19 protein-coding genes are annotated in these 21,686 nt (G+C 40.0%); 6 read left to right on the plus strand and 13 right to left on the minus strand.

Annotation, left to right across the window (positions count from 1 at the left end; translation table 11 throughout):
* Positions 1-90 precede the first annotated feature (90 nt).
* The gene (locus G6R02_RS14900) at positions 91-3,069 is read left to right on the plus strand and encodes an EAL domain-containing protein (RefSeq protein ID WP_164670025.1); all 2,979 of its coding nucleotides are present in this window, start codon (positions 91-93) and stop codon (positions 3,067-3,069) included.
* A gap of 106 nt (positions 3,070-3,175) precedes the next feature.
* Positions 3,176-5,212, plus strand: a complete 2,037-nt coding sequence (locus G6R02_RS14905; RefSeq protein ID WP_164670026.1) for an ABC transporter permease subunit — start codon at positions 3,176-3,178, stop codon at positions 5,210-5,212.
* Positions 5,213-5,234: 22 nt separating this feature from the next.
* On the opposite strand, the gene pdaA is transcribed toward G6R02_RS14905, so the two are convergent.
* From pdaA to G6R02_RS14925, 4 genes are all read right to left on the minus strand, one after another.
* Complete coding sequence (gene pdaA / locus G6R02_RS14910) at positions 5,235-6,038, minus strand: delta-lactam-biosynthetic de-N-acetylase (RefSeq protein WP_164670027.1); 804 nt, start codon at positions 6,036-6,038, stop codon at positions 5,235-5,237.
* Positions 6,039-6,093: 55 nt separating this feature from the next.
* Entirely contained in the window at positions 6,094-7,404 is a 1,311-nt protein-coding gene (locus G6R02_RS14915) for a Na+/H+ antiporter family protein (protein WP_164670028.1), read from the minus strand.
* 402 nt (positions 7,405-7,806) lie between these two features.
* Entirely contained in the window at positions 7,807-8,610 is an 804-nt protein-coding gene (locus tag G6R02_RS14920) for a YfkD famly protein (protein ID WP_164670029.1), read from the minus strand.
* An 84-nt stretch (positions 8,611-8,694) separates the two neighbouring features.
* On the minus strand, positions 8,695-9,087 hold the full coding sequence (locus G6R02_RS14925; RefSeq protein WP_164670030.1) for an OsmC family protein: 393 nt from the start codon (positions 9,085-9,087) through the stop codon (positions 8,695-8,697).
* Between the two features lie 154 nt (positions 9,088-9,241).
* Between G6R02_RS14925 and G6R02_RS14930 the strand changes: the two genes are divergently transcribed.
* The gene (locus G6R02_RS14930; protein ID WP_246202579.1) at positions 9,242-10,426 is read left to right on the plus strand and encodes an MFS transporter; all 1,185 of its coding nucleotides are present in this window, start codon (positions 9,242-9,244) and stop codon (positions 10,424-10,426) included.
* Between the two features lie 11 nt (positions 10,427-10,437).
* Here the strand turns inward: G6R02_RS14930 and G6R02_RS14935 are convergent, their stop codons facing one another.
* Positions 10,438-11,124 carry an amino acid ABC transporter permease gene (locus G6R02_RS14935; protein ID WP_164670032.1) on the minus strand — a complete coding sequence of 229 codons (687 nt, stop codon included), beginning with the start codon at positions 11,122-11,124 and terminating at the stop codon, positions 10,438-10,440.
* Positions 11,125-11,130: 6 nt separating this feature from the next.
* Complete coding sequence (locus G6R02_RS14940; RefSeq protein ID WP_164670033.1) at positions 11,131-12,003, minus strand: transporter substrate-binding domain-containing protein; 873 nt, start codon at positions 12,001-12,003, stop codon at positions 11,131-11,133.
* Positions 12,004-12,216: 213 nt separating this feature from the next.
* Here G6R02_RS14940 and G6R02_RS14945 point away from each other — a divergent pair, with 213 nt between their 5' ends.
* A complete protein-coding gene (locus G6R02_RS14945) occupies positions 12,217-14,151 on the plus strand; it encodes a heavy metal translocating P-type ATPase (RefSeq protein WP_164670034.1) in 1,935 nt (644 codons plus the stop codon).
* Between the two features lie 257 nt (positions 14,152-14,408).
* Here the strand turns inward: G6R02_RS14945 and G6R02_RS14950 are convergent, their stop codons facing one another.
* The 4 genes from G6R02_RS14950 to G6R02_RS14965 form a co-directional block, all read right to left on the minus strand.
* Entirely contained in the window at positions 14,409-15,239 is an 831-nt protein-coding gene (locus G6R02_RS14950; protein ID WP_164670035.1) for a YihY/virulence factor BrkB family protein, read from the minus strand.
* 89 nt (positions 15,240-15,328) lie between these two features.
* Positions 15,329-15,631 (minus strand): YtxH domain-containing protein, encoded by a 303-nt coding sequence (locus G6R02_RS14955; protein ID WP_164670036.1) that lies wholly within the window; start codon positions 15,629-15,631, stop codon positions 15,329-15,331.
* Positions 15,632-15,653: 22 nt separating this feature from the next.
* A complete protein-coding gene (locus G6R02_RS14960; RefSeq protein WP_164670438.1) occupies positions 15,654-16,124 on the minus strand; it encodes a low molecular weight protein-tyrosine-phosphatase in 471 nt (156 codons plus the stop codon).
* Positions 16,125-16,206: 82 nt separating this feature from the next.
* On the minus strand, positions 16,207-16,749 hold the full coding sequence (locus G6R02_RS14965; RefSeq protein WP_164670037.1) for a transcription repressor NadR: 543 nt from the start codon (positions 16,747-16,749) through the stop codon (positions 16,207-16,209).
* 246 nt (positions 16,750-16,995) lie between these two features.
* Between G6R02_RS14965 and G6R02_RS14970 the strand changes: the two genes are divergently transcribed.
* Both G6R02_RS14970 and G6R02_RS14975 read left to right on the plus strand, forming a co-directional pair.
* Positions 16,996-17,184 carry a hypothetical protein gene (locus G6R02_RS14970; protein ID WP_164670038.1) on the plus strand — a complete coding sequence of 63 codons (189 nt, stop codon included), beginning with the start codon at positions 16,996-16,998 and terminating at the stop codon, positions 17,182-17,184.
* Between the two features lies 1 nt (position 17,185).
* Positions 17,186-18,655: a sodium:solute symporter family protein gene (locus G6R02_RS14975; protein ID WP_164670039.1), complete on the plus strand. Its 1,470-nt coding sequence runs from the start codon at positions 17,186-17,188 to the stop codon at positions 18,653-18,655.
* A gap of 296 nt (positions 18,656-18,951) precedes the next feature.
* Here the strand turns inward: G6R02_RS14975 and G6R02_RS14980 are convergent, their stop codons facing one another.
* The 3 genes from G6R02_RS14980 to G6R02_RS14990 all read right to left on the minus strand — a co-directional run bounded on the left by G6R02_RS14980 (position 18,952) and on the right by G6R02_RS14990 (position 21,679).
* Positions 18,952-19,620: an SOS response-associated peptidase gene (locus G6R02_RS14980; protein WP_164670040.1), complete on the minus strand. Its 669-nt coding sequence runs from the start codon at positions 19,618-19,620 to the stop codon at positions 18,952-18,954.
* A 111-nt stretch (positions 19,621-19,731) separates the two neighbouring features.
* Positions 19,732-21,075, minus strand: a complete 1,344-nt coding sequence (locus G6R02_RS14985) for an RNA-guided endonuclease InsQ/TnpB family protein (RefSeq protein ID WP_164670041.1) — start codon at positions 21,073-21,075, stop codon at positions 19,732-19,734.
* On the minus strand, positions 21,059-21,679 hold the full coding sequence (locus G6R02_RS14990) for an IS607 family transposase (protein ID WP_205520225.1): 621 nt from the start codon (positions 21,677-21,679) through the stop codon (positions 21,059-21,061). The genes G6R02_RS14985 and G6R02_RS14990 overlap by 17 nt, the downstream gene beginning before the upstream one ends.
* Positions 21,680-21,686: the final 7 nt, after the last annotated feature.

The raw sequence follows: 21,686 nt of genomic DNA on the forward strand, positions 1-21,686 counted from the left end.
TCAATAATTCTATTCCAAAACTGCGACTTTTATATTACAATGACCTTACATTTACATCCTAAAAAGTAAAAACCAGTAAAGGGTGATTTTATGGTTAATCAGGGAAAGCAGCCAAATATTTTGTCAATTTTGTTCAATAAGGATTCCAAACATCTGGAGAGAAATAACGTAGACAGGAATGAAGTACTGGATTATTACGCGTCGTTAGCTATGAATCACCCGGACTTAATTATTATTTTCTCGCCGGAGGGAGAGATAATCTCCCAAAACTGGGGAAGCATGAATGAATTTTTGGGATATTCCCCTAATGAAACTGTTGACCATAAAGAATATTTACCAACCAAATCGTACCACGCTCTCAGATCTTCTTTTTACGATGCATTGCAAGGTAAAACAAGCAGACATGAGATTAATCTATTAAATAAATACAAGCAAACTATCCATGCAGTTGTGTCAGTGATCCCGATTAAAAAAACGGATGATGATGTGAAGGGTGTATACATTATCGTCCGGGATAACACGGAGCATAAACAAACATTAGAATCATTGGAATTACATAAAAGTCACCTGGAGCACGCGCAGCAAATTTCCAAGATTGGCAGCTGGGAATATTTGATTGACGAGGATCAATTGACTTGTTCCGATTATTTCTATGACATATTTGGCCTTGATCGGGATGACACTGCCACAATAGATAAGAATTTTGAATTTGTCCATCCGGATGATTATGAGAACGCTGTAAATATTGTAAAAACATCTATTGAGAAAGGCATAAGCTATGTTTGCGACTTTCGTATTTACCACGGAAAAACCGGTGAGTTGCGTTACCTAAAGGCACAGGCTGAGGTTATTTGGAAAAATAATAAACCATATAAACTCGTAGGAGTAATACGGGATTACACAAGTCAACAGGTTTTGGAAAATAAAATTGATGAAACTAAACAAAACACAAAACTATTATTGGATAATCTGACAGTAGGCTTTTGGATGAGAAACCTTTCCAACGGGGAAATGACCTATATTTCCAAGGGTGCTGAGGAGTTACTGCAATATCCATTATACGAACTTTACGATAAGCCTGATTTATGGGAAGAATTGGTTCATCCGGTAGACAAAGAGGTTGCGCTTAAAGGACGGGAGCTACTGATGAATGGCGAATCAGTTCGCCAACATTACAGGATTTTATGTGGTGATGGAACGACAAAATGGGTTGCTGATCAATCCATACCATGGAAAAAAGATGATAGCGAAGTAACACATTCATTCGGAATGCTGGTTGATATCACCGCTGAAGTTGAAATGCAGCATCAGCTTGAATATTTCTCAACACATGACCAGTTGACTGCTTTGCCGAACCAGCGCAGTTTATATGATAGAATAGATGAATTATGTGAGACAGCATCAGACAAAAAGTTTGCATTGTTGTATTTGGATTTGGATCGTTTTCAGCTTATTAACGATTCACTCGGCTATCATATTGGTGACAAGGTTCTTAAGAAGATTGCAAGCAGGTTGTTGTCCGCAATTGCAGATGGATCCTACCTGGCACGCATCAGCAGTAATGACTTTGTCGTTCTTGTTGAAGACTACTCAACGCAGGAAGTCATTTTTGAAATGGCTGAACGTATTATTGAATATATCGAAGAACCGATAGCTGTTGATGGATACGAAATGCATGTGACAACAAGTATTGGTATTAGTTTTTTCCCGGAGGATGGCGATGATAAGCTTTCATTAATCGAAAGTGCTCATGCAGCATTATATCGTGCCAAACAACTAGGGAAAAACAATTATCAGCTCTATTCTTTTTCAAAAGATATTACATCCTATAAGAAATTTGTACTGGAACGCGATATGCGTAAAGCGATTGAAAATGAAGAGTTTGAAGTTTATTACCAGCCACAGGTTGAAACCGCTACAGGTGTGATAACAGGCGCTGAAGCTTTAATCCGATGGAACCATGCTGAATGGGGGCTCGTATCACCTGGCGAATTTATCCCTTTGGCTGAAGAAAACCACCTTGTCCATCAGATTGGTGACTGGGTAATCGAAAATGTATGCAAACAAATACGAACGTGGAAGGATCAGGGCTATACCGTCCGACCCATTTCAATTAATGTATCCCCCATCCGGTTCATGAAAAAGGGTCTTGTTGAATTTGTAGCCGAACAGCTAGCCCAATATGATATTCCGGCCAAGTATCTGGAACTGGAAATTACCGAGGGATCCTTACTGAAAAACGAAAAGGTAGTATTAAATACACTGGAAGGCTTAAGAGAATTGGGTGTTAAGATTGCCATCGATGACTTTGGTACAGGATATGCATCAATGGTATACCTAAGAGAATTTAACGCCGATACCATTAAAATAGACCAGGTTTTTATCCAGAACATATCGGATGACAACGATAAGGATACAGCAATCATTTCGTCGGTTCTCCATTTGGCAAAAGGACTGGAAATGAAAGTTATCGCTGAGGGCGTTGAAGCGTATGAACAACTGGAATTTTTAAAACAAAAAGAATGTGATGAGATCCAGGGGTACTTATTTTCCAAGCCTGTTCCACTGGAAACGTTTGAGCAAATGCTCGAAACGGGTTATCTGAAACCAACGAAACGAAAAATAAAAAAAGTGCCGGAAGAGGAACGCAGAAGTTTTTATCGGCTTGAGTTCCCTTCACCGGTTCTTGGTGAGATGACAATCATTGAAATAAGCAAACGGAAAGTAAATCTCGGGTCTGCAAATGTGCTCGTTGAGGACATTGGACTTGGCGGATTGAAAATCGTTTCATCATTAAAGTTGCCTGTTAATTCTGCGATTAAGCTTAAATTTAAAATTGAATTAATGGGAGAAGAATTTCTTCTTGATGGGCAATTGGCATGGAAAAATGAAGCCAAGGGTGATACATTCTTTTACGGTATCGAATTTAACATCAGCGAACCTGAAGAAGACCGGTTAGCTGCAGTTATTAACAAGATGAGTGTCCTCTTGAAGGTAAATAACGACATTCCGGACACAAACTTTATCAACCAGAATCCATATGCATATATAATGAGAAATCACACGTAATAGTAGAAAGCTGTCACCTGAACAGGGGCAGCTTTCTGGCACTTTCCTACCAAGGGAATATATGGTAGACTTATAGAATTCAATCAAAAAAGGTGTATGATTACTGATGACAAAGATAGCAAAAATTGTGCTTTTTTATTTTCTTGGAGTTTTCGGAATTATTTGCATAAGTGTATTTCCACGGTATTTCCAGACATCTGGGATAGCTGATCCATTAAATTATTTCAGGGAGCTATGGGCATTTATTCAAACCTTTGTTCAGCCTGATAAATGGGTCTACACGGTGCCCCGCTCGCCCGGTGAATTTTCACTGCTGGGAACAATATGGGAACCGTTCATTTATTCGATGCAAATCCTTCTTGGAGCGTTGTTGATTGGATTTACACTGGCATTCGTTTTTGCCTTTTTAACAAACTTCCTGCCCAAAAATGCTATACATATTGTTAAACGGATTCTTGATTTTCTGGAATCCATACCTGATATTGTCATAGCAGCTGTCCTGCAGATGCTTGTCATTTATGTATACCAGACGTACGGTTTTGAATTATTCCAGATTGCAACCTACCGGGAGGATAAAGCCTATGCCGGTCCTATCATTACATTAGCAATCTTGCCAATGGTTTCCCTTTTTAAGATCCTGTTGTTGATGATTGAAGAGGAATTCACCAAAGACTATGTTCTGTTCCTGAAAAGTAAAGGAATAAAAAAGTTCGGTGTACTGGTAAAGCACGTATTAAGAAATATTTTGCCCACAACCTTTCATCATACAAAAGTCATTCTCTGGGCTACACTTTCAAGTCAGTTTATTATCGAACGGATTTTTAATGTACATGGGTTCAGCTATGTTATCCTGGAAAGCTTCACACCGATGACGATTGCTGTAACACTTATTTTGCTGTTCACTCCTTTCTTTTTGGTTTTCCAGCTGGTTGACCTATGGACGGGTCAGGATTTGGGAAGTCTTCAAAGTGAGGCAAACAACAATAGAGTTTCCTTACTGTCCGCTGTCAAATATCAACTTACAAGACTCGGAAAAATAAACTGGAAAAGATGGAAACCATGGAAACCGGTGACTGTACCTTTTATGACCTTTTTCAGGCATATGAAAAACTGGAAATTTGCAGTTGGTAGTTTGTTTTTCATTTTGATGATCAGTTACAGTATCATTTATTCCATTACAACAGATAATCATATGGATCAGGCGAGAATTATATATGAGGAGGATGGTGTCTCGATTAAGAGCACACCCGCCCATCCACCGGGAGTTCCATTTTTGCTTGGCTCGGACGAATTGGGATTCAGTATCCTTGATATGCTGACAATCGGTGCGAAATACACTTTATTTTTCGCACTGGTCATTGCATTTCTCCGAGTGTTTATCGGAATGGCAGGTGGCGTATTGTTTTCGTTTGGGCTTGATCGCAAACGGCAAAACTGGATTGAAAAAATTGTTGATTCCATACATTTTTTGCCGTTGAGTCTGATTGCCTATATATTGCTTAGACCAATCCTGATTGAACAGCGTATGGGTTTCGCATATTCATTCACTGAGCGAATTATTTTCGAGATCATTATCTTAACGATTTTGGTTGTGCCGCTTACTGCCGTTCTTTCAGGGAATGAAATGAAGCGGGTATTGAATACGGAATTTATCAGAAGTGCCCGTGTTCTTGGCGGCAGCAATTTTCATATTTTTTGGAAGCATGTTCTTCCGCATATCGGCCCAAGGATGACAATTCTGTTTGGCCAACAGTTTATCCAGGTTCTTCTCATCTTTATGCATCTGGGTATATTCAACTTTTTCTTCGGCGGAACAAACAGGACATTTGGCGCCATCGGAGACCCGCCGCGGTCGATGACATATGAATGGTCGGGATTAATCGGCTCAACAACACATGCTCTTTCATCAGGAAAGTATTGGCTTATTGTCTGGGTGCTGCTCGCTTTTATACTCAGTATTTTCGCCATGCAGTTTATCATCCAAGGTGTAAAAGAGGTACAACAAACAAAAGTTGGAGTAATTTACAACATGCGTAAAATCAGAAAAAAACGCAGAAATTACCAGGCAGGATCGGAATACGATATTTCTCCGGAAAGCTTCCAAATGGTCAATTCAAATAGAAAAGCAAACGGTGCTCCATGATTGGAACACCGTTTTTCTCTGATTAATAATATCCATATACAGGTTGTGGCAACATATTTTTCATTACTAAATGGTCAAGGCTCTTAAACGTATATCCTTGCTTTTTCAGGTCTGTGATCATTTTATCGAGGGCTTCCGCATTATCAGATGAAACAGTGTGGAGTAAAATAATTGCTCCTGGATGCATGTATTCCATTATATTTTCATATGCATACTTCCACCCTTTTTGCTTATCCGTATTCCAGTCGATAAAGGCCAGTGACCAGAAAATATGAATGTATCCCAATTCGCTGGCCCACTTTAACGTTTTCTCACTGAAAACCCCTTTTGGGGGACGCAAATATTTTAGTTCTTCCTGATCGGACACTTCAGCAACAGCCTCTTCCAACGTTTCCAATTCCTTTTTCATCGATTCTTTGGATACGGTTGTAAAGTCAGGATGATGGTACGAATGATTCCCGACAATATGCCCCTCGTCAACCATCCGCTTTACAAGGTCAGGCTTGCTTTCCACATAATGTCCAGTCAGAAAAAAGGTAGCTGGAACGTCTTCCTTTTTAAGTACATCGAGTATTTCATCTGTATACCCTTGCTCATAACCGTTATCAAACGTCAGATAAAGCACTTTTTCTCCTGAGTCATCCGCATAATAAGCACCGTTTTTTTCCAAAATATCCTTGTATTTCCCGACTTCCGGAATTTCATGATCTGTATTCTTTTTATATCCCCATCCATAACCATTATCAGCATGGATTACATCATTATATGAAAGAAAAGTAAGGAAAAACATGATGATGATCGATGCTGGAAAAATATATTTTCGCATAAAACAGCCCACCCGTTTTTTCCTTACTTTATCCATTTATATGTTATTTATTCTTTTAAAGCACCAGGGCTGCGACCCAGCCAAAAATGAATAATGGAATATTATAGTGAATAAACGTAGGTACACATGTATCCCAAATATGGTGGTGCTTTCCGTCTGCATTCAAGCCTGATGTTGGTCCGAGTGTACTGTCTGATGCCGGTGAACCTGCGTCACCTAAAGCACCAGCTGTTCCGATTAGTGCTGCGGTTGCCATTGGTGAAAATCCGGCTGCAACACAAATTGGTACATATAGCGCTGCAATAATCGGGATTGTACCAAACGACGAACCGATACCGATCGTCACAACCAAACCTACCAGTAATAAAATAAGTGCGATTAACGGCTGATTATCATTGAGAACCCCGGATGAAACCTCCACTAATGCATCGACGGCTCCGGTTTGTTTAAGAATCTCTCCAAACCCGGAAGCGACAAGCATTACAAAGGCGATAGTCCCCATCATCGAAATCCCATCAGTCATTACCTTGTCGCCATTTTTGAAAGGTACAACCAGGAACAAGAACATCATAGTCAAGCCAATTAACGCTGCAGCAATCAAGTTACCAGTGAAAATTTGTACCAATAATGTCACCAAAATTGCAACCAATGTCAGCGCGTGCTTTAAATTGAATGTAACCTTTTCTTGTACAGGCGCAGTAAAATTCACTTCTCCGCCACCTGCACCAGGAATCGATTCACGATCTTTCTGATACGTAATAAATACGGCAATCAATAACCCAACAATCATTCCGGAGCCGGGGATCAACATCGACAATGCCGATTCAGTAACTGATATTTCAGCTCCATTTTCCACCATTCCATTGACAATTGTTTCGTGAAAAATAAGACCAAAGCCAGCTGGAATCATCACATATGGTGCCTTCAGACCAAATGTTAATGCTGTTGCGACACCACGGCGGTCAATTTTCATATCGTCAAACAGCTTCAATAATGGTGGAATTAAAATTGGTATAAATGCAATATGAACCGGTACCACGTTTTGTGATAGCGATGCAACACCGGCAATCACCAATAACATCATCGTTTTCTTTCCTGTTAATACGTTAATCAGGAAGTTTACCAGAATAGTAGTAATTCCGGTATAACTGATCGCAACCGCAAATGCACCAAGCAATATGTAACTCAATGCAGTGCTTGCCTGACCACCCATTCCGCTTACAAGCATGTCAATGGATTCGATAACAGACATACCGGACATCAAGCCGGCAACAATTGCTGCTGCAATAATTGCAATAATAACGTTGACCCGTAATAAACTCAAAATAGTCATTACCAGGACAGATACAACCACAACCCACTCCATATTCGCTTCCCCTCTCTGTATCTATTATTTTTATAATTACTTACAATGCTTTAATACTTCATCATGATAAAGTATTAAAGCGATAAAATCAACCCCTTTTTATAAAAAAATATATCAACATTGTACGCTTTCAGTTGTTGAATTATTCGAGTCGAGTGGAGGAGGGGCTTTTCTGCCTATGTTTCTGCTGTTTCTGCCGATGTTTCTGCTGTTCTGCCGATGTAAGCGCTGTGGGGATATTTTTATTCTCCGGTCGATATGCTCACGTTTCTGGTTGATGCTCACGCTGCTCCAGTTGCAATTCCACATGTCAAGGTAATATTTTCATTAACATAATCAGTCTCCACTCAGCACCTCCTCACTCCCACCAATAACAGAAAAACCCTGAAGAATTCTCAGGGTTTATCTTAATTGAAAGGAAAATGAGACGTGATCCTGGATTGGTATCCATGCGCCAATTCCCTGTTTGGTAACATTTTTTACGACGATTGATTTTTTGGAACCTTTCAGCTGAAAGTACACTTCTCCAAATGTTACATGTCCTTTTTCATTAACCGCTGGAGCATATGCCTCCAGCATACCGTATTTTTTTGCCGGTACGTTATAGGAATTTTCCTTTTTGGTGCCTTTTCCGATAATCGTATTATAGGAAAGAGGCAATTTTGTATTTTCTTTTGCCTTTAATAACATCATTTTTTTAATATCATCTGGATCTGTGATTTTGTTTGTTAATGCTCCCTTAATTTCTTTCTTATCCTGTTGGTTGTATTGCATTTTTTGATCGGATTCGCCGCCAATGTTATTTAACTCATTGGTATTTATTTTTTGATATTCCCAGTTGATATTCGTTTCTTCGGATTTGTAATGAAGCGGCCAGCGTCCAATGTAGATCATTCCGCGATAGCCAAATGCAAGTGGTGACGGATTTATCGATGTCTCGTTCAGCATTTTAATTAATTCGGGATTTTCGATTGATACGTCAACACTGTCAATCAGCTCACTTGTTAATTCACTTGGTTCAACAACTTCCTGATCCTCGGTTGAGTTCGGGTAAGTATTTTCCTTTGATATGTTCAGTACATGGCTTGGTACTTCATATTCGTTCTTTTCTTTATCTTTTTCCTGTTCCTCACCTAAGCTGGTAAAAGGAAATAAACATACAAAAACAAACACAATTAATGCTGCAAAGCGTCTTCCTTTTTTCATGTGTCCCATCCTTTCCTGTTGCTTGTCTGGATTGCTGGTTATTTGTTAGTTTTTTCGGACACATGAATATTATACCTATTATATTTAACGGCTCAGATCGATTATTTCCAGACTTTCATTAATGGTTATACTGCCTTCAACGGAACGGATCATGGAGCAATTTTTTCGTGACAGTTCCAGATTTTTATTCAGCCTGTCCGGATTCAAATGATACCCTTTTACATAATAATGTAAATCGATTCGTTCAATCCGATTTGCTTCTTCCGGATTTCGTTCCACTTCGGCAGTAATGGTTAAATCCTCATATTCTGTCCGCTGCTTCTTGAGAATCTTCCGAAAGACGGATCCACTGCATCCGGCAATTGAGGCAACCATCAGCTGAAATGGACGGAAACCGTATTCTTCATTCCCTGAGATATCCAGTTGTCCGTAATCAAAATCAATCCGTATTCCTTCATCTTTCAAATAAAAATTCATCGTTATCACTCCTTGGGAATTAATATCATCTATATTACTGTTTAACCTTTATAGCACAACCTGTAACATCTTTTAAAGCATAATGTTTCCGGTTTGACCTTTTCCGCGAAACCAATTACATTAAAAAGCAAAATGGTTAATGGGAGGAAACGAATTGGCTGCATCAGTAAAAACAAGATTTTGGATATTAATTTCTCTCGTTTCCATCTCGGGATTCTCACAAGGAATGCTGCTTCCTTTGTTGGCTATTATCCTGGAAAAGAATGGTGTCCCTTCATCGGTGAATGGACTGCATGCGACCGGTTTATACATAGGTGTACTTATAGCTTCTCCTTTCATGGAAAAACCGATGCGTAAATTCGGTTTCAAACCGATTATCGTCGTTGGCGGCATGCTTGTATTCATTTCTTTGCTGTTGTTCCCGTTCTGGCAGGCGTTATGGTTCTGGTTTATTTTAAGGGTAACGGTCGGGATCGGTGACAACATGCTGCATTTTGGGACCCAGACATGGATCACGACAACGAGTCCGAAAGATTCACGCGGAAAAAATATCGCTTTCTACGGTATGTTTTTTGGACTTGGATTCACGCTGGGTCCTTTAATGACACAGTTACTTTCCGTCCATGAAGCATTACCTTTTCTATTGTCAGCACTTCTTAGTATGGTCGTTTGGTCGTTGATGTTTTTTGTGCGGAACCAGATGCCTGAAGCAGAGGACGTTGGTACAGGTGCCAAAACCAGTTCAATAGGAAGATTCATACAAACCGGCAAAATTGCCTGGGTGGCACTGCTTCCTGCATTCGGCTATGGATTTTTGGAAGCAACGCTGCACGGTATTTTTCCTGTCTACGGATTGCGGATCGGACATGAAGTTGCCATGCTGTCGCTGATCATACCTTGTTTTGCTGCCGGGAGCCTTATTACACAGATCCCATTGGGCATAATGAGTGACCGTTACGGAAGAAGAAATATTCTGCTAACCGTTCTGTCAGCCGGAATCATATGTTTTCTGATTGCCGCACTGCTGGAAACCTCGGCTATTGCACTATTCATAACCTTTGCGCTGGCAGGTATGTTTATCGGTTCATTATTTTCATTAAGTATTTCGTTTTTGGCGGATATTTTACACCCATCATTATTACCGGCCGGAAACCTGATGACAGGAATTGCATTCAGTATTGGAAGTATTATCGGACCGTACATTGGTGGACTGTTTATCGAATACTTTCCCGGGATTTCATTCTTTTATGTTATTGTCTTTATGCTTGTTATTATTTTGGCCGCGACATATTTTAAAAAGAATGCTGGAACAAAAATGGACACTCAAGCCCAAAGCTGAGTGCCCTTTTTTTATAAAAATCTGCTGTACCTTGCTTCCAACCGGTCCTGCATAAATGAAATAACAACACATATCGGCCAGTAAATGAATGCGACCAATATATACAATGTCATCGCATCGAATTCCCTGCCAACAACAATCTGTGTCCGCTGAAACAATTCCGGGACGGTAATGACCGCTGCCAGCGATGTTGCTTTGACAATATCCATAAACACATTGGTCAGCGGCGGGATTGCAATTCTTGTCGCCTGCGGTAAAATAACTTTCCGTAATGTTTTCCAGTAGCCTAAATTAAGCGATTTGGCTGACTCCCACTGACCACTTTCAATACTATTTAATGATGCCCGGTTAATTTCTGCTATATAGGCTGCACTGTTCAGTCCAAAACCGACCGATGCTGCAGTCAGTGCAGACAATTCCAATCCGGCATAAGGCAAACCAAAATACAGTATAAAAAGAAAGACTAATATCGGTGTGCCGCGCATAAAGGAAATATACACGCGTGCCGGCCATCGTAAAATAATCCTCTTTGAGCTGCGTGCCAAGGCCAAAAACAAGCCCAATACCATACCGATTGTAAATCCAGCCAGTGCAACACCGAGAGTTGCCGGTAGTCCTCCCAATACGAAAGGAAGACTTTCCAGTGCCAGTTCCACATCAAAGACTCTGCCGAAATCAAACCCATTTAGATTAATCATCTTTTTTTACAAATCCAATCCTTCAATTTCTTTTATTTCCCCTTCAGGCTTTTTGGAAGCATCTTCTTTGTAAAACTTTGTGGCAAGTTTTGTTAATGTTCCATCTTCACGCATTTCACTCAATACGTTGTTTACTTTTTCTGTTAGTTTATCGGCGCCTTTAGGTAAAACCGCTGCCTGCTCGGTTGGATGAAATTTCAATTCCGGATGCAGCATGATATCAAATTCAGGAAATGCAGCTACTCCAAATTTGGACAAATAATAATCATTAACGATTACATCGGACCTGCCGTTATGTACATCACGCAGATAAGCTTCATTCGGAGCGTTTCCGTAAGTTTTCACCTCCGCTCCAAAATGTCTGGCAATTTCACTGTAAACGGTTGTCGCTCCACCGCCGGCAACTTTACCTTCCAGATCCTCCAGGGAATCTATGCCGGAATAGTCCCCTTTACGTACGACCATCGTAGAATAGGAATATTTATAAGGCGTACTGAAATTAAATTCCTCTTTACGCTTACTCGTTATTTCAATATCATTTGCAGCCACATCAATTCTTCCGCTCTTAATAGCCGGCAGCATACTGTCAATCCCCATAATTTCAAATGAAACATCCAGGTCAAGGCGTTTTGCTGCTTCTCTCATTACTTCAACGTCATAACCGGTTAATTGATCTTTGGTTTCCCCTTCACCATCATAATAAGAAGCAGCAATAAGCGTACCGGACGTTCCAACAACCAGTTCACCGGATTCCTGAATTTCAGCCCATTTTCCGTCTTCTGATCCGCTGCTTTCTGAATTTCCTCCATTGTCGACACCGCAAGATGCCAAAACGAAAAGTGTTGCGATTAATAGAAACACTAATTTCCTGCTATACACAAAACACACCCCTTTATTAGTTGTTATATTATAATTTCAATAATGATTGTAACAGTAAAACATGTCCATTTCAATATAATAACATATCTGTTTATATAGTTATAAATACCTGTATTAATTTGGCGAAAAAAACACTTCTTGACTTTATTTAATCTGATGTTAATATAATAATAAATATTTATTTATAATAATTATAATCTGGAGGTTAGCGAAATGACGACAGATTCGAAAACACTAGGTCCGCCAGAATCACATATATTCAAGACACCATTCTTGTCCATCCAGTTCAAGCACATCAGAAAGCACGCGGAAATAATAGCAGCTTTATTCAGCGGATTACTTATTCTCATTACCTGGGCACTGGGTGACAGCATCCCATCTGCTCTATGGGTGACTATGCATCTGACTGCTTTTGTTATTGGAGGGTATGCAAAAGCAAAAGAAGGAATTCAGGAAACGATAGCAAACAAAGAGCTGAATGTAGAAATGCTGATGATCTTCGCTGCAATCGGGTCAGCCGCCATCGGTTACTGGACAGAAGGAGCCATTTTAATTTTCATATTTGCACTATCCGGTGCACTTGAAACTTACACGATGCAAAAAAGTAATAAAGAAATATCTTCCCTGATGGATTTACAGCCGGAGCAAGCATTACGCATAACGAACGGGCAGGAAAAAATCGTTCCCGTTTCCGAGCTTGGACTTGACGACATAATTCTTGTTCGGGCAGGGGAGCGTATTCCTGCTGACGGGGTCATTGTGAAGGGAGCAACAGCTATTGATGAAAGTGCAATCACCGGAGAATCGGTGCCGGTCAGCAAGCTGAACAACAATGATGTTTTTGCCGGAACCGTTGCACTTGATGGATCAATTTCAGTGAAAATAACAAAGCCCGCAAATGAGACACTCTTCCAAAAGATTATTCAACTGGTTCAATCGGCGCAGGAAGAAAAGTCTCCATCCCAATTGTTTATCGAGCGTTTTGAAGGAACCTATGTAAAAGTGGTCCTGGCAACTGTCGCTGTCATGATGTTTTTACCAAATTTCCTTTTTGGGTGGTCATTATCTGAAAGTATTTACCGGGCAATGATTCTGTTAGTTGTTGCCTCACCCTGTGCGCTGGTTGCATCAATCATGCCCGCAACATTATCCGCTATTTCCAACAGTGCGAAAAACGGGGTCCTGTTCAAGGGTGGTGTTCATGTTGAAAATCTGAGCCATGTTAAGGCAATCGCATTTGATAAAACAGGTACATTAACGAATGGGACACCTGAAGTTACCGATGCCTATATGGACCCTAATTTGGATAAGGAAAAAGTTTTGGCCATAGCTGGGGCAATTGAAAAAGAATCTACACATCCTCTTGCACAGGCAATCACAGCATACAGCGAAACAAACTGGTCTGGCGCTACGCCGGCTATCGGACAGGTGACAACATTAAGTGGTAACGGTGTATCTGCCTATGTTAATAATGAGAAATGGGAAATTGGCAAGGCTGCTTTCGTTGGCAAACAGAAAGCCTTCGAATTTCAGAATGGGATAGCTGAAACGCTTGCCAGGGAAGGTAAAACAGTAGTATTCGTAAAATATAATGATAAAATTGCAGCACTTTTCGCATTGAAGGATTCCATCAGATACGATACAAAAATAGCGATTAATACGTTAAAAAAACATGGCGTCCATACGGTAATGCTGACAGGAGACAATGAAAAAACCGCTAAAGCAATCGCCCGTGAAGCTGGAATTGATCATTATATCGCTGAATGCCTGCCGGAGGAAAAAGTGGACCAGGTGAAAAAACTGCGGACAGATTATGAGAATGTCGCAATGGTCGGTGACGGCATTAATGATGCGCCTGCATTGGCAAGTGCAAACCTCGGAATCGCAATGGGCAAAGGTACCGATGTCGCCCTGGAAACTGCCGACGTTGTCTTAATGAAAAATGACCTGCCAAAAATAACCAATGCCATTCAATTATCGCGCCGTATGAATAAAGTGGTTAAGCTGAATGTTGTCTTTTCACTTGGGGTAATTCTTTTACTAATCGCATCCAACTTCCTGCAGGTGCTTGATTTGCCATTGGGCGTAATCGGTCATGAAGGCAGTACCATTCTGGTTATATTAAATGGCCTGAGATTGTTGAAATGATCTATTCCAGGCGTTAATCAAAAAAATCCCGATTACCTTAAAGGTGGTCCGGGATTTTTTAATATTTGTGCTTTCTCTCCTATGAAGGTGGGGTGAAATGTGAACTTGAGCGGGTAATTTGTGAACTTAAGCGAAAAAATTGTGAACTTGGGCGAAAATCCTTTCATCTTGAGCGGATTCTGTGACAACTTGAGCGAAAAGCCCTGTTTCACGAAAAACCCGCAACACCACGAGCACGCGTGGATAAAATGACAATCCTATTCTTCAATCTCCAGTATCGTTCTTTTTCGAACAAGGGCATTGATCATGCCACCTATCATGATAATGACTCCGGATAAGTAAAACCAGATCATTAAAATAATCACAGTACCGAGACTGCCATAAGTTGCTGAATAGTTGCCTATCGAATTTACATAAAAGGAAAATGCCAGTGACACAAGCTGCCAGCCGATTGTCGCAAACAGTGCGCCCCATACCGCATTCCTGAAATAAATGCGTTTATTCGGTGCGAGCTTATATAAGGCAAGCAGGACAATAAAGAAAACTACTGAGGAAACCACCCAGCGCAGCATTTCCCATACATCCAGAAAACCGGCAGATAAGCCAAAGAATGAAAAGATATATTCACCAACCGTTTTACCGAAAATAGGTAATAAAAATGCCATGATGATTACAAAAAACATTGCAATCGTTAATACAATAGCAATCAGTCGCGAGACAATGAACGAACGATCCTCGTCCACTTCATAAGCTTCATTAAAACCTTGTATGATTGCATTTATTGCATTTGATGCCGACCAAAGTGTGCCGATAATTCCAATCGATAATAACTGACCATTTCGCTCATTCACAAGATCGGTAACATTTTGGTTGATTAACTCGGTTATTTCCCCTGGGGCATACCTTTCGATAAAATCAATAATCGTCTGATCATCAATCGGCAGGAATCCAACTAATGTCATTAAAAAAAGCATGAAAGGAAAAAGGGATAACAGGAAAAAGTAGGCGAGTTGAGCTGCCTTGCCAAAAAGATCATTTTCCATGATCCGCTGGTACAGTTCTTTTACAAATGCTATACTCTCCTTCATTTTCCCGGCCTCCTTTCAGCAAAAGCGCAAGCATCCGTTACAAATAGTGACGCTGCTTCGGAATGCCTCCATTATTTCCGGAATCAAAACTACATCGTATCGTCCAGGTTTTTCTGACCCTTTTTGGTAAACTTGTCCAATGTATCTTCAACCTGTTCCAACGCATTAATTGCACTTTCTGCACCACTGGAAAAATCTCTGTTGAATTTGTTGAATGCATCCCTTACATTGCGTACCGCTTCGGATGGATGTTGTACGTAATAATTGGATTGTTTTCTGACGTTCTTCATTTTACCTTTCGTATAATATCTTGCATCACTGCTAAATAAAGATATTAGACCTCCTGCAACAGCTCCTAGAATTACACCAAAAAATAAATTTCGTTTACCCATTATGTACAGCTCCTTTTTGTTCTTAAATGTTATTGGTTTTTACGATATATTCGAGTAACTCATTACAGCCCTTGGATACCAGTTCATATGTGTAGTCAAAGTTTCCTGTAAAGTACGGATCAGGAACATTCAGTTCATCCGAATCGTCCACAAATTCCATTAGTTTGGCAACAACTACGCCTGTTTCGTCCTCATTAATACCCTGCAGATCACTGATGTTTTGATCATCCATAGCTATAATGTAATCAAAATCACGCCAGTCGTCGGTATGTACCTGACGCGCCTTCATTCCCTTGTAGGAAATGCGCAGCTGATCAAGCAGGTTTCTTGTCCCGATATGCGGAACTTCACCACTGTGCCAATGCCCGATTCCTGCTGAGTCAACTTCGATTTTACCTGACAGATTTTTCTTTTTCACCAGGTCACGAAAGATTGCCTCTGCCATTGGGGAACGGCAAATATTTCCGAGACATATAAATAAAACACGAATAATAATCATCCCACCCTTCAGTTGTATTATATTCCATTATTTTGTTCTGATTAAGTAAAATGAAATAATATTTTCTTTAAGACTGTTATTGTTCCAATAATATCCCTTTCATACGCAAAACTTCACAGGCTTCGTCCAATTGCTGCTGTGTTTCTGCTTCAATCGTATGCAGGTGGACACCGTCAGTGAGTTGTGATAAAAGAGCAGCTTCTGTTTGTTTCATTTCATCAAGAAATGCTTCTACATCACGCCGGTTCTTTAACATTAACGGTCCGGTGATATCTCCATAAACCGGGTGTTCCACCATCACATCCCTTACCGAAACCCCGTGATCAACCAGTGTATACAATTCATCCTTCGTTTCTTCCGACTGATGACATACAGCGATTACTTTCGTCAAATAACTGGCAGTCTTATTCTCAAGAAAAAAGACATATCCTCGTGAGGTGGCAATTATAGGTATTCCCTTTGCTTTTAACAGGGAAACATCCTGAACAATAACCTGACGACTGACATTCATATATTCAGCTAAAGTGTTGCCGGTAACCGGCTCACTGCTGCCCTTCAGTAACGATAAAATCAGATTGCGTCTCTTTTCACCTGGTACTTTTTTGCCTTCCATATCCATACCGCTCCTCCAGGTTCTTCCGATACTTATATTCTTATTATACCGAACCTGTTGTATTTGTGCATTTAACATCTACATTATTGAAAAATGTTGTTTTTTCTGTTTATTTATGTGAATATATATGTGTAAAGACATATGTAAAGATAATATTGTAAAAATAACCGATTTCTTTTCATATGATTTTACAAGTCTTTAAGCCAGTTTGAAATACATTGTTCATTTGTTCACAAGGAGGAAAGAAGCCGCATGAAAAATAATCAGTCTAAAGTTGTGTGGGGCGCACTTATAATTGTATTCATTTTATTAGCTTATATCCTTCCCTTCACAGTCTTATCAGGTGTTCATGCCTGGTACGGCAGTTTCCTGTTATGGGGAATTACCGGATTGCTCATCATCATTGCAAATATCTTCGTTACAAAGAATTGGGGGAAGTAAATTGGATACCGCTATTGTCATTTGGGGAATTGTAATTTATATTATTTTAGCATTAATTATTGCACTAATGTCACGTCTTGGTGACAGAAAAGGTATGTCAGGGTATTATCTTGGCAACCGCAAGATGAATGGAATCCTTTCTGCGTTAAGTTACAGCGCCACAACTTACAGTGCATTCATGATGGTTGGTTTAGCAGGTCTGACATACCAGGGCGGTGTTGGTGCACTTGGTTTTGAAATAGTTTATTTTACCGGCGTTTCGCTTGTCGCCTTATTCGGGCCGCGTTTTTGGAAAGCAGGCAAAAAATTTGGATATGTAACACCATCTGAAATGGTTGGCGACCGGTATGAAAGTAAAGCTGCCGCTTCAGTTATCGCACTGGTCAGCTGTTTATTTCTCATACCTTACTGCGCAGTACAGCTTGCTGGGGTCGGGTATCTTTTACAGGGGATTACAGACAACACCATTCCTTTTACAACCGGAGTAATCATTGCAACTGTTTTAGCGCTTCTGTTTTCCTATGCAGCAGGAATCCGTTCCGTAGTATGGACAGATTCACTTCAGGCAGTAATTATGATTATCACATCAACGATTGTCGCATTATTAGTAATCAGTGAATTAGGCGGCTTCGGAAAATTCTTTCATACATTGCAGACGAATCACCCGGAGATGCTCACTGTACCCGGAAATGGATATTTTAATTTCCTGACGTTTCTGGGATTGACACTGCCCTGGTTTTTCTTTAGTTTGTCCAACCCGCAGGTAAGTCAGCGGATGTTCATGCCATCATCGCTAAAAGGATTAAGACAAATGTTGATTGGTTTTCTAATATTCGGGTTCATTTATACATTCGTATCGGTTTTATGGGGATTCTCAGCACTTCAGCTGTTCCCGGATCTCTCAACGGCAGATTTAGCAACTCCTAAATTGTTGTCATCCAATCTGGTTCCACCAATTCTCGGTGTTATTGTAATGATCGGTATCTTGGCTGCTGCCGTTTCTACCATCGACTCCATTATGCTGACACTGTCATCAATGTTCGCGCGTGACGTATATGGTAATTTGAAAAAAGCACCCGATGAACGCAAACAATTAACAGCAGGTAAAATTGTCATTCCTGTAATCGCCATTTTGGCTTACCTATTTGCGGAACTAGAGCTGAACTTGATTGCTGTGTTGTCCGTTGCTGCATCTTCCGGATTAATTGTTGCCGTCCCGGCCTTTTTCGGTACATTTTTCTGGAAACGTGGAACGGCATCCGGTGTTATCACCAGTGTGACTTTAACAGCCATACTCGTTCTAATCCTTGAGTTTACCGGCAATAGCCCACTCGGACTCAGTGCAGGTATTTGGGGGTTACTTATCTCAACCATACTGTTTATAGGGGTAAGTATAATGACAAGAGCACCGAAAGAAAAAGCATCCATATTCATGAATATTTTAAAAACTGAATCCGAAAATGCCGAATAGCCGTAAAAAAGGTTGAAACATAACTAAAATATCAGTTCAAATGATGAACCAAACCTGCCTATGCGGAGAAAATATATCTGGACTCCTGTTAGAGGAAAGGTATGGGTGAGCCTCCTTGCACCGGCGTTCTTTACTGCAAGGGGGCGGTTTCACCGAACCTCTTGTAACACGGCGGGGTACTGAAGTATATCTCTATTGAAGTATAATTCCGATACATGTTATAAGTATATGCCACTATTTCCATTAATCGGATTAACGATAATAAAACACTTTATCATGATCATTTTCATATGGATTTATTCAGCTAAAGGTGCAACACAAGCATCATCATTATTTTTCGCCGCATTTACATAGCTGGAAACATTATATGCCGTAAATTCCTCTGCCTTAACTGATTGCAAAAATTGATGTACTTCTCCGGGATCCTGTCTGCCGGATACAATCCAATCATCCTCTTTTTCTTTTGGTAGAATAATCGGCATGCGGTGATGGATATCTGACATAAAATCATTTGCTTCTTTCGTAAGAATCGTACAGGTGAACAGGTTTCTATCCTCCTGCTGCCATTTGTCCCAAAGTCCGGCAAAAGCAAATAACTTACGATCAGCCATTTGGATCCTCTTTGGTTGTTTTTCCTTCCCGTCACGCTTCCATTCATAAAAACTGTCAGCTACAATTAAACAGCGTTTTCGTGCCATCAGATTTTTAAAGCTTGGCTTCTCATGTGCTGTTTCACTGCGTGCGTTGATCATTTTGTAGCCAATTTTTTCATCTTTTGCCCATGACGGAACAAGGCCCCATCGCATATAACCCGCTCGTTTTTCTTTTCCATCATGAATAATAGCAAGAACATTTTGTCCAGGTGCAATGTTATAACTTGGCTGATAACTATCAATTGCCTGCTCAATACCGAAGTCGTTCAAAATTTCCAGCTCATCGGCAAGCAACGTATACCGTCCACACATTAAATCATCCCGCACTCCTTTTATTAACTAAATTTAACTAAATCTAAACTTAATTCACCAAAAGGTATTCTCCTCTGTTACCAAGAAGAATGTTATTTCAAACCCTCGGATTTACTTCCCGAGGCCAGCAGATGGAGTGAAACCACAAGCAATCTTTGCCTGTTTACAATCCCACCAAACTGTATACATAGGGGATTCCACACCTACGTAGCCCGCGCGTGGCAATCGCTTTTTGGCTTTCTTTCCGATATTAACGGTGCTGTTGATATCTCGCGAAAGCGTTGTACCGCAGTTTACACATGTAAAGCTGCGAATAGATGGTTCTTTCTTCTCCTTATTGCCGCAAACACAACAGGTTTTCGTTGTATCACGTTCATCAATTTTATAATAATGCTTGCCATTTTTTGCTTGCACCCAGTTTAAAATACTGCGAAATTTACCGACAGGTGTTTGATTTAACATCGCCCTTCGCATCGTTCCGTACGTCGCAACATCTGGTGATGGTGTATAGTCACCAATGTAAATGGCATCATAACGCTTTGAAAAATAATGTGCATAACTAAATAACAACGTCTTCATTTGTTCTCGACGCTTCAATTCAGCTTTCACTAAAGCACAATTGAGTCTTTTCCAGCGTTTACTCGGTTCAAAGTAAGTGACCTTTTCAGTACATACGAGCTTGCTTAGCTTTTCGCATTTGTCCCGTCTGGATTTAATATCATCAATGCGTTTATCCCAATATTTCAGTAAAGCATTCATTGATTTCAATTCGTATGACTTCCCATCACTACCAAGACCCACTGCCAGATTTTTATGATTTGGATCAAACACAATAAACGATTGTTCCTCTACTTGCTCGATTTCTTTGCAGTCTTTTATGGTGAAAATGGCATAATAGGAATCCAAATCTTTTGTAATGCGAAGCGTTTTTATTTCTTCTGTTTCGCTTAGTGCAACACCCTCCACAAGACCTACGTTGATGCAAATAGATTTTTTCATTTTTTTATCTGTTTTCTTTGCTTCTTTTAATTCCTTGTCTGTTAACCTTCCAAAAGTTATGGAAAGTTCACTGGAATTCACAAATTTGAACCCTTTCTTGGGCTCATCATAATACAGCGAAAACCATTTCTTTTTCCAGGAACGATATTTTGGCTTCTGATTGGCCAGTTTTTCATCAAAAAAACGGTTGTAGGCATCATTTAATCGTAATGCCACATTTTTTAAAGGAGATGAATGGACTTTATATAAAAATGGGTTTTCCTTTTTTATTTTGGGTACCTCATTACGCAAATTTCTTCCGGAAAGTAACCTCTTCGCGTTCCCATCTCGATAGTCTTCCTCAACCGCATCAAGCAATTGATTATACAGCCAATTGCACATTCTCGATTGGGAATCTAAAAGCTGTCTGTTTTCTTTTGTAACAACCAATCTGACTTTTTTATTGTACGTAAGCATGTTCATTGTCCTCAATTGCTTGTTTTACTGTCTGTTGCAGTCTTTTTCGTTTATGACTTCTACTTCCGTACAAACGACTGCTGAAAACGGTTATAATAGAAAACATATCTTCAACTAATTCCTGTTCGTATGTTCTATTTTCAGTATGGTTAATGATTTCAATTTTTACATGATGGAAGGCGCATATTTGTTCCATTAATTCGTAGCCAAATCGTAATAATCGGTCTTTATAGTTGATGACAACTTTCTCCACCTGATTACCCTGTACCAATTGAATTAATTCTTTTAATCCTTTTTTATTGTAATTCAGTCCACTGCCCAAATCTTCAATAATACGAAATTGATATCCATTTGCCGTGCAATACTGTGTAACGGAATCAATTTGCCTTTTTAGATCCTCTTTTTGATCTGAAGATGAAACACGACAATAACCGATAACCAGTTTGTCTTTGATTGGCTGAACATCACTTTTTATGGAAGACAATGCTTCGATAGAAAATCTCCTGTGTCCTCCTGTAGTGCGGCTGGAAACTATTTTCCCCTGATTTTCCCATCTTCTAAGTGTATTAGGGTGTACGCCAAGCATTTTTGATGCTTCTTCCATTGTATAC

The organism is Virgibacillus doumboii (genome assembly GCF_902806455.1).
Classification (GTDB): Bacteria; Bacillota; Bacilli; order Bacillales; family Amphibacillaceae; genus Lentibacillus; species Lentibacillus doumboii.